The following is a 10,746-nucleotide window of genomic DNA, read 5'->3' as shown; positions in this document are numbered from 1 at the left end:
TTATTCACCAATACCAGAAAGTGTAGACCCTGTTTTTTTATGTTATCAAAATAATAACAAGGAGTTTTTACTATATATGAAACGAAATTCGAATATTGAACTTCTCCGTATTGTGTCTATTGTATTTATTTTGCTTTCCCATTTTTCACTTTGGAGCGAATGGGATACATCGCATCATGGACTTTTTAGCTATGCATTAACTATGATCTATCAGCCATTAGGAAAATTTGGAGCCTATGCGTTTGTGCTGATCACAAGTTACTTTTCGGTAAAAAAAAATATTGATCCAATTGAACACGAAAAAAAGCAATTAAAACATAGTTTTGTAACTATGCAAGAAGTTTGGTTTTACTCCATTCTGATTTTTGTCGTTACTTGGGCGTTAAATATAATGCAACCAAGCTTTGAAAATGTTATTAAAGCGTTATTCCCATTTATCAGTCAAGAGTATTGGTTTGTTACTGCCTACATAATGCTTGTATTATTAATTCCGTTTTTAAACATTGTATCGGTACAACTGGATTTTCGAGGGCATTTAGCTTTGCTATTTACATTACTGTTATTTGATACTTTATCCTTATTTCGAAACGGTACGATGTCGGATTATTTGGCTTCGTTCATAGTGGTATATTTTATCGGTACTTTTTTGCGTAAATATCAAGATAAACTAAAGCCGATTAAAACTTGGAGATTACATGCGACTATTATAATTATTTGGATACTTGAGATGTTATCAATGGTCATTCTCTATCATATGGGCTATGGTTCAAACAGTGTTCATTTCACCGATAAACTATTAGGCTTTGTTGGTGCCGCTGCTATTTTTCTTATTGTTTTACGTTCAAAAAAATTTTATAGCCCGATTATAAATAAAATAGCCAAAACAGTATTTTCAGCTTATCTGTTGACAGATAACCCCTTCATAAGACATTTCGTGTGGGATCATATCTTTCAGACTTATAAATTTCAAGATCAGTTTTGGGTACCACTATATGGGCTTGTCTGTATTGCGTTAGTTATTATAGTTGCTTTTATAGTTGATTCATTACGGGCTAAGCTTTTTCAGATCATCAAATTGCATTCTATTAGCAATTCAACGAATATCAAATAATTTTACTAGAAAAAGCCACTTGGTATCTCGAAACAACAAGTACGTTGTTCGAAACCACCAGGTGGCTTTTAAATGTTTTAAAGGTAATTTCACTTCTTAGCTTCAGCAATCATCTTAGCTGTTGCTTGTTTTTGATAGGCAGCCGTTGCTTTTTTAACAGTTGCCTGTTGTAGGGATTTTTGATCAGCCGCAGACATCTTTGGATTCTTCTTCATAGCTGCTGTGACTGTTTGTTTTACCTGAGCTCCAACATATTGCTTGCCTTCGTTTTTCATTTTTGCTTGATTCTCCTTGGCGAGTTTTTGAAGCTTTTTAGCTTGGGCACTACTTAAGGTCAACCAATCCTTGTTAATGTTAAAGGTATTGTGATGACGAATGAGCTTGTGACCATTACCAGCAATTCCAAACCAGAATCGATAGGCATCGTTCTTGTATTCCCAACGCGTCGTAGTTGTTTTAACTGTTGGGGTACCAGAAACGGTCTTAACTGTGTTGGTAGTATTGCTAGGATCTGGGTTAGTCGTAGTTGGTTTCTTTTGGCTCACGTTCTTTTTGTAAATATAAACTTTTTCTTTACCAGCTGTTCCAACTGGTTGATAAAGCAACATTTTCATTTCTTTAGAAGGGGAAACGGAAACGAGATCGCTTGTCTGTGTAGTATCAACCTTGTGCATCCCGTAATGTTCACGATCATTTCGAACCATGAAGACTGCACAAAGGATGATAATTACGGCAAAGATGGGACTTAAGATGTTTCTCCATGTGGCACTTGGAATATAAGCCATACTAATGAACAATAGGATGGCTGCAATAACAATACTATAAATTATCATTATTTGTCACCTCCATCAGCAGCTTCTGGTTTGATCGAGCGCGGGCTCCGACCACTAACAAAGAATGCTACAACTAGACCTAATACACAAAAGGCAATGGCGGCCCAGAAGGTAGCATGGTAACCACTTAGGGTTGCAGAAATGGCACTGTTCTTGTAAGCAAGTGGTTCGGATTTAAGCAATCCTTTTCCAGGCATATCAGATTTAGTTACGTTTGTTAAAATACTAATTAAAATTGCAGTTCCAACGGAAGAAGCAACCTGACGAATTGTGTTATTAACGGCAGTCCCAGTACTCATCATATTGAGTGGCAGAGCGTTCATACCAGCGGTTGTAACAGGCATCATTGTCATTGCAACTCCGAACATCCGGATTGTATACAAAACAATTAAATTAAGTACGGGCGTGGTCTTAGTAATAAAGGCAAACGGAAGTGTTCCGATTGTTAAGAGGAACATCCCGGTAATTGCCAAGCGCTTGGCACCAATTTTATCAAACACACGTCCCGTAATTGGGCTCATAACACCCATCATTAAAGCTCCGGGTAATAGGGTAAGGCCAGAGTCAAAAGCACTGTCGCCACGAACAATTTGGAGATAAAGTGGTAACACCATTTCAACACCAACCATGGCCATCATAGAAACAGAACTTAAAAGGACAGAAATTGAAAATTCTGGAACTTTTAAAACACGGAGGTTCAAGAATGGATGTTCCATTGTTAATTGACGCCATCCGAAGAGGATAATAACAATTACACCGACAATTAAAGTGGTAATGACAGTAGGACTTTCCCAACCTTTGTCTCCAACACTTGAGAATCCATAGAGTAAACTACCGAATCCAAGGGTAGAAAGACCAGCAGATAACCAATCAAGCTTACTCTTCTTAGTTGGAAGAACACTCTTCATCAACCAAAAACCAGCGATGATAACGACAATGACAACTGGAATAATCATTCCAAATAACGTCCGCCATCTATAGTTATCAATAACCCATCCGGATAGGGTTGGTCCGATTGCTGGTGCAACACCAATTACTAAGCCAGCTAATCCCATGGCAGTACCACGTTTGTTTGCTGGGAAGATAGTGAGCATCAATGTCTGAAGTAATGGCATTGTAATTCCAACACCTAAAGCTTGAATCAATCGACCTGTTAACAAAGTCCCAAAGTTAGGGGCAATATAACATGTAATGGTACCTATTAAGAAGGTAGTCATTGCGCCTAAGTATAATTTCTTTGAATCTACACGTGAAGTTAGCCACGCACTAATTGGAATCATAATTCCGTTAACCATCATAAAACCAGTAGTTAACCATTGAACCGTTGAAGTATTAATATCAAAAGCCTTCATTAAAGTTGGAAATGCGGTAGTTAAAATTGTTTGATTTAATACCGTACAGAATGATCCAACTAAAAGGAGCACAATCAACCAAGTTCGGTTATATGGTTTTCCATTTTCATCTATTGCTGTTCCCATTTGTTAATTCTTCCTTTCATCTAAAAAATGTACGTTGAATAATATAGGTCATAAACTTATTTTTGTCAACTTATTTGACAACAGTGTAAATAAATATATAATGAATGTCAGGTAAGATTACAGAAATGAAAAGGAATTCAAAGCTAACATATAGGGAGTTATGAAGATGAGAATGGAAATTGATAAAGATTTTATAGGCCGCATGAAAAAAATTATGCAAAAAGATAATTTTTTGCTTGGAATTGGCGACATTGCGCGTGCTACTGGTGTTTCTCAACGTAAGTTACGTTATTGGGAGAAAAAAGGATATATTTCGCCTGATGATGGTATTGAGGAACGTAAGCATCGAAAATATTCATATTATACATTAGCGCAAGTAAGTATGATCGAATCTTATGTCAAAACAGGATTTACACTGAGTGCTGCGGTTGAAAAGACGAATCAGCATGATCAAGTTTCGCAAGCAATTCGAAAATTTATTTCAGATCGATTGACTGGGCTTGTTACGGTTGATAACGGATTTGAAATTGATTTGGGAGAAGTATGTGATGTGCCAAACAAACATTTATTTGCCATCCTTAAAGGAAATGAAGATACTAAGTTGGTTTTAAAGGATAACAATGTACCAGTCGAACAATAATTCCTTTTATTCAGTGCTATAATAAAAACGATTAATTAATATAAGGGGATTGATTGTTTTGAATGGAAAATTTGTTAAAAAGTTATTTATTTCAATGGCTACTGCGTTGACTTTACTTGGTAGTACTTCAGCAGTAATGGCGGCCACGTATACACAAAAGAGTAACGCATTGTCTTCATATAATTGTAGTAAGTTCAAGTATTTAAATAATTCTAACTATTTCTTGAAACAGAACTTTTCGTATTCAACGGCTTCAGGATACAATAATAATTCACATTTTCAGATGACACCTGACTCCATTAAGCATAATTCAAAAAAAAGCAATAAAGTTGTTGATTTTAAATCTAATTACTTTTTACCTGTGACTAAATGGAAAGGGTTAAGTTGGTCAAATCCACAAAGTATGGTAATGACAAGTGCAGATACGGCTTATGTCTTCAATACTAGCGGATCATATGGCTGGATTACTCGTTATAATCTGAAGGCGTTGCGGGCGTTAGGAGCTATGAAGTCTGGTACGATGGATATGATTCGGCGCGCAACATACTACAATGCAAATGCAAAAAAATATCCAGTTCAAAATAAAAATGCGACCTATAAAAAAGTTTTGGCAGCGATCAAAGTCGGTCCAAAGTTTAAAGGCTTTGGCCATGGCCAATCTTTGGCATTTAACCCCAAAGATCCTTCACATTTGTGGTTCTTGGGTACAAATACAAGTTCTGGCAATCACGTATCAACATATGCCAATGTCCAACAAGTTAAAATTAGTACATTAAAAGTGGATAAAAAAATCAATTTTCGCTTGAAGAGTAAATATAGTTACGTGGCTTCTGGTTTAAATTTGGCTTTTGACAAATATGGCAATGCCTACTTAGACTCTAAACAGGCTGGGTATGGTTTAAAGCTGTACAAAGGAAAGATTTACTCTAAATCTGTTAAATTTAGTTTAGTCATGCAAGGCCTGAAGTATGGTCCTGGTACACATACGCAATCACTTGCTTATAACAAGAAACGAAATCGATTGTACATGATTGCCGACGATAGTATTATTTCAGTGCCCGTTAGCAAGCTGGGTAAGCTAAAGAAGTCTGATGTTCAATCGACACAATTCACGGCTAAACGCGAATTTGAAGGGTTACAATTTACGAGTGATGGCAGTTCCTATCTATTAACTAATCGGGGTTACGAAATTCTTAAGGGTAGTATGAAATCCTTCTAGTAACTTAACTATTTAGTATTGTAGTGGCTTTCAATATTTATGGTGAATCCCATTACTTATTTAAAAAATTGTAGGTAATCTTTTAAGATTACTTATTTTTTTTATTAGAAATAGAAATCGGTTTCTGATTAACGGTTATGCCAATGTAAGTGCGGTTAAAAAGTTGAGGTTGATTTTTCCATTTTGATTTTGCATTAGTATTCCATATTTAACGACGAGGAAAAATTATTTATCAAAGTATGATACACTATAAAAAGTGTAATTTGATGTACTTGAAATTGGAGGATTTAAAGCATGCAAACGAAAGAAGTTGTTAAAAAGGAATCTATGCGAAGTGTTTCTCTATCTTTAGGTATTGTATTTTTTTACATTTTTATCAGTATTTTTTCAATAATACTTATCAAGAGATCTGGGTTCCTTTTTAAGGGAGATGACTTGCATTTTCACATTGATAGAGTTGAAAATCTTGTTGGGGTTTTAAAGGGACATAATCTTTTATCGTTTATTTCTACATATGCATATAATAGGACCGGAATTGCAGTAGATCAATTTTATCCGAATCTTTTTATGTATCCTTTTGCTATTCTTAGGATTTTAATTAAAAGCCCGGTATCTGCAATATATGATGGTTTTATTTTGATAAATTTGCTTACTTGTTTTATTGCACATTTATCATATAAAAGTTTTTCCGGGTCAAATTTTCAAGCATTTATTTTTACTAACTTTTACTTTTTTGCAACATGGCGTTTTACGGATATGTTTGCACGTTTTGACCTTGGAGAGCTATTGGCCATTGCCTTCATTCCATTGGCTTTTTTGGGATTTTATGAAGTGATGTTTCGTAATACCAAAAAATGGCCAATCTTAGCGTTAGGAATGAGCTTAATTCTTTATTCACATTTGCTGAGTGCATTAATGATTGCTTTTTGCTTTGTTTTGATGGTAATTGTTAATTTAAAAAAGATTCCTAATATTAAGCTAACTATCCTAAGATTCTTAAATGCCATGATTTTATTTCTAGTGTTATCTTTTGGATTCATTTACAGCTTTTTGTATACATCTCGTAGTGCAACTGTGAAATTACCGGTAGCACGCATATTACAGAATGAGGCGCTGAATCCCTTTTATGTTCTAAAAGATTCAATATCAAACAGTATATCTATTTATCGCCCTGAGGTTTATAACATTGGCATTGTAGCAATTGCAATATTAATTTTGTTGCTACGGGTCAAACCGATGAATAAATTAACTTCACAGTTGACAGGTTGGACTGTATTAAGTTTGTGGGCTTGTACAAATTTGTTTCCCTGGTTTATTTTTCAAAATACACCTGTGAAGGCTATGCAGTTTCCATGGCGGTGTTTTTTTCTTGCAAGCTTTTTTATTTCTGTTCTAGGTGTTCAGGTCATACTATTTATTTTTAAACCTGAAAAGAGAAAGTGGGTTGCTGCAGGATTACCATTGATTCTGCTCATGCTCAATATGAGTTCTATATACAGTTTTGTTCAACAAAGGGAACAACTTCCAACTTTGAATTACACATTAAATGCAGCTACTAGTAATTATAAAAATCATTTTTTTAAAATTGACGATAAGAATTATTCTCGATTGGCAAATTATAATTATGGTAGTGATTATATACCGGAGACAAAAGAAGCTTCTAATGAATGGAATAGCAAGCTATTTACTAATGTGGCTCAACACAGAGCTATTTTACCAGATGGCCAGTTAATGACCATGAGAAAAATAAAGAGTATTCCAAATGGAATGATATACAAGCTTCCTGTTCAAAGGAAATCGAGTGATGTTTCTTTACCTTTCTACGTATATAATAAAAATAATTATGTTGTTAAACGCAATGGTAGCGAAGTACCGTTTAAGGTTGATAAAAATAAATTATTGAATGTAAGAGCTTCGTCTTCAAAAAATGAGTTCAAGATACAGTATGTTCCAACTCACATGCAATTATTTTCAATTTTTGTTTCCATCATGGGTTTCTTTTTAATTTTAGGCTTGTGGGTGTACTATAGTGTGCGTAGGTCGTAGAAACTAAAAATAATGCCGCTCGTAATCAGCTTGATTATGAACGGTATTATTTAGTTTAACTTTCAGTTTTAAACATATATCCAAAAGTAATGTAATATTTGATGTCTTTTAGTTGGTATTTTATTTTACAAAGGGTTGATGACTTTTATAAAATTAAGGCAATCTCGATGCTCCAATTTGCGCTTCAGTCTTAATTTTTTATTTTATAAAATTTTTATTCTTTAAGGAATATTGTTTTCCTGCCGTAATATCGTACTGTATCAATTTATAATCCTGTAAGAACTTCTTTGACTTTTCTGACAGTGAATTCTTGGGAATATATTGACCATTGCTGTTCATGAATTTATTTCTTTCGGCAGCCGGCACATATCTGTTTATTTCAGTTAATAATGCAATATATGGTGAAACTTTTGTATTAGTCTGCTGAAAAACCATTGGTGTGAACATATTGGGAGAAACCACTTTGGTATGCGAAAGTGGTTGATGCTTGAAATTACTATAAATAAAATAGTTAGTTTGATGTAAACGATTATCATACTTAGTGGCATTTTTTCCTGCAACGATTGGACCATCATACAGTCCAGGCAAATGATCACCATACCAAACAATAGTGACGTGTTTTTTCATTTTAGAGACTCTTCCAATGAGTTTCTTAAGCGCTTGATCAGTATAATTGAGGCCTTGTGAATATGATTCTACTTTTTTTAGACTGTAATTTGTAAGCCTACCAGTAGCCTTATATTCATTTTTTGCATATGTTCCAGGAGTATAAGGCATGTGGTTCTGCATTGTTGAAAGTTGAATAAATTGGCCTTTTTTTGTTGAGTTAACTTGTTTTAAAAGCTGTTTATATGCCGAATCATCAGAAACGTACTGAGATTTGCCAATCTTTTTTGTGTATGAAAGTTTATTTCCATTAAAATTGTAAAAATGTTGGAAACCGAACTTTTTAAACACTGTTGTTCGATTATATGTTGTGCCAGTATAAGGATGAATAGCATTCTTTGTTTTGAAATAGTCAGTGATTACCGGTAAATTACTAACTTTTGGAACTAGAAATACATAAGGTGTGACTAAAGAAGGATCAAAGTTATTCATTGAAAGCCCAGTTAAGGCTTCAAACTCAATATTTGCTGTTCCTCCACCATAACCAGAGCTGTACATTAGTCCAGAAGTGTTAGTTCGTTCAATTTTTTGTTCATAAGGAATAGGATTTTTTGATAATTTAACTGAGGGAACCATTCTTGGATCTGCATAGCTTTCACTCAAAACATAAATGACTGTTTGTGAATTCAAACTATTATTTTCTCGTGTTTTATTAATCTGAGTTGCTAAAGCCTGATATTTTTGTGTAATGTTGTCAATCGATTTTTTGTTGTAATTATTTGGTTTGTCCATCGTTTTTATAATTACGGTTCCAAAGAATGTTACAACAGGTCCAAATTTATTTGAAGAATATTCTAAAGATTCAGGATGTGCATGAAAGCCTGAGTTATTTAAGGCAGTAAAGAAAATATTATCGTTAGTAGGTTTTTGGTTTTTCCAGGCAATCAAATTCAATTGATTTTCGGTCTGTGCAAAACCATACAAGATAAAGCCTGAAGCAAACAGTAAAATTATTCTTGTTGGTAAATTATAAATTTTGCCTTTTAAAAAATGTCGTTGCATAAAGGCTGATCCAATTATTAAAATAATCAGACCAACTAGCAAAAGTAAGACTATTTTTACGTTGACCATTTTTATGATATCTGGAAGAGATTTGATTAATCCAAGGTCGGATCCGATGATTGGTTCATCACGTGCTGATATTTTTGCAAAATTTGCGTAACTCCAAATTAGCATTAACATTACAAACGAAGTATTAGCATACCAAAATCGATTAAAAATGATTTGGATAATTAAGTACAGTAAGGTTATTAGAAAAAAGTTGAGCAAGCCAAGGTATAATTGACCATTCTGTCGCCAAATTAATGTCTTAAGCCCCTGCCCATAAAATTGAGAGTAATTAAAAATAAGGTAGCAACCACTGATTAAAAAAATAGAAACAGGTAAAGTGATCAATTTGTTTTTAACGCCACTAAAACGTAAAGATAAGCCTTTGGAAATGACAAAGGCATATATTATGGCTATTAGTATGGTGAAAAAAGAAAAGAGACTTACGTGTCTTAAAATGTTTGCTAGCAAAGCTGGACTCTGTTCTGAAAAGTAACGTGTTAAAATCTGTTTGGACAAGGGATTAGAAAAGATCAAAACAAGTCCTAAAATCATGCCTGACGAAGTCGATGAAAAAATTTCATTACCTTTATCATAGTTAAAAAGGGACGATGACCAGCTGGAAATGAATAGAAGACTAACAACTGGAAGGAAGATCAAGGTTATTTCTGATTGATAAATAATGGCCAAAGCGATGGATACTAATTCTAAGATGGTTACTATGATCCTTATTGTTTTTGGAGTTGCAATCTTTTGATAGAAATTTTGCAAGTAGACACCAAGTATAAATGCATAGCCCGTTAAAAGTGTGATATTAGCGGTTGGATGATTTGTAAGTAATAAGGATTCAACTAATAATAAAGCCAATATACCGACAAAAAGAATATTTGCAGTTTGGTTTTTTATTTTCAAAGGTTTTAACTTGAATATTGTCAGAAAAATCATTAGTAAAATAATTATCGTTGAAAACCAATAATTTTTAATTAAAAAAGGGAAGAATGAATTTATAAATGTGTTCACATTTATAGTTGAAACGTCGATGCTGAAAAGCAATGGCGTAAGTGGTATGGAAAAGCATAAAAGAACAGTATAAAATTTTAGTACTGTAACCCATTTAAGTTGATGAAAATTTAACGCCTCCCCAAGAAAAAAGGCGAGAAGTACCAAACTAGTTTTTTGAAAGCCACCTATCATTTTCAATGTGCTAAGACTCCATGATGCTAGTTTTAGATTAGAGGCGTTATAAATAATAGAACAGAATATAGTTAGTACAAATATGAATCCCAATGCTATTGTTAAAATTTCTGATTTTCGATTTAGTTTTGAAAAAATCATGAATAAGGCCCCTTCAATATATTTGTGGCATCTTCTAATATAGTACCATGAATTTGGTGTGAATTTGCAAATGTGGTCAGGTGAATTTTTTCCTGAATTTTTTTGCTTAACTATAATTGAACAAAAAAATATTAACTGGTTTGATGAAATAATTGGTGATTTAAAGTCAAATTCGATACCATTAATTGATTTGTTATAAATAATGATATAATTAATGCTGTTGTGCTCAGGTGTGCTAATAACAATAAATGACTAATGACGAATTTTCTTAATATGGTTGAGTGTATTGTTAGCTAGTTAAAATTAACCCTGTGTATGAATAGAATCGCGTTTTTATGGACGGTGTCAAGGGCAGTTTAAAAATGTAGGTT

7 protein-coding genes are annotated in these 10,746 nt (G+C 33.7%); 4 read left to right on the top strand and 3 right to left on the bottom strand.

The features are described from left to right. On the top strand, window positions 1–1,111 hold a 1,111-nt coding region (locus IV84_RS08035; RefSeq protein WP_236699022.1), incomplete at its 5' end, for an acyltransferase family protein. 89 nt (window positions 1,112–1,200) lie between these two features. Here the strand turns inward: IV84_RS08035 and IV84_RS08030 are convergent. Both IV84_RS08030 and IV84_RS08025 read right to left on the bottom strand, forming a co-directional pair. After that, a complete protein-coding gene (locus IV84_RS08030; RefSeq protein ID WP_046870624.1) occupies window positions 1,201–1,944 on the bottom strand; it encodes a DUF4811 domain-containing protein in 744 nt (247 codons plus the stop codon). Continuing rightward, the gene (locus tag IV84_RS08025) at window positions 1,944–3,422 is read right to left on the bottom strand and encodes an MDR family MFS transporter (RefSeq protein ID WP_056986376.1); all 1,479 of its coding nucleotides are present in this window, start codon (window positions 3,420–3,422) and stop codon (window positions 1,944–1,946) included. The genes IV84_RS08030 and IV84_RS08025 overlap by 1 nt, the downstream gene beginning before the upstream one ends. A gap of 166 nt (window positions 3,423–3,588) precedes the next feature. Between IV84_RS08025 and IV84_RS08020 the strand changes: the two genes are divergently transcribed. The 3 genes from IV84_RS08020 to IV84_RS08010 all read left to right on the top strand — a co-directional run bounded on the left by IV84_RS08020 (window position 3,589) and on the right by IV84_RS08010 (window position 7,327). Next, window positions 3,589–4,062 carry a MerR family transcriptional regulator gene (locus IV84_RS08020; RefSeq protein WP_046870622.1) on the top strand — a complete coding sequence of 158 codons (474 nt, stop codon included), beginning with the start codon at window positions 3,589–3,591 and terminating at the stop codon, window positions 4,060–4,062. A 58-nt stretch (window positions 4,063–4,120) separates the two neighbouring features. Continuing rightward, window positions 4,121–5,281 (top strand): hypothetical protein, encoded by a 1,161-nt coding sequence (locus IV84_RS08015; protein ID WP_052694443.1) that lies wholly within the window; start codon window positions 4,121–4,123, stop codon window positions 5,279–5,281. Between the two features lie 294 nt (window positions 5,282–5,575). Further along, on the top strand, window positions 5,576–7,327 hold the full coding sequence (locus IV84_RS08010; protein WP_056986375.1) for a hypothetical protein: 1,752 nt from the start codon (window positions 5,576–5,578) through the stop codon (window positions 7,325–7,327). Window positions 7,328–7,525: 198 nt separating this feature from the next. Here IV84_RS08010 and IV84_RS08005 read toward each other — a convergent pair whose 3' ends face one another. Further along, on the bottom strand, window positions 7,526–10,375 hold the full coding sequence (locus tag IV84_RS08005; protein WP_081036090.1) for an LTA synthase family protein: 2,850 nt from the start codon (window positions 10,373–10,375) through the stop codon (window positions 7,526–7,528). Window positions 10,376–10,746 lie beyond the last annotated feature (371 nt).

The sequence above is a fragment of the Pediococcus damnosus genome (assembly GCF_001437255.1).
GTDB lineage: Bacteria > Bacillota > Bacilli > Lactobacillales > Lactobacillaceae > Pediococcus > Pediococcus damnosus.
This window is presented reverse-complemented; position numbering and strand designations above follow the sequence as displayed.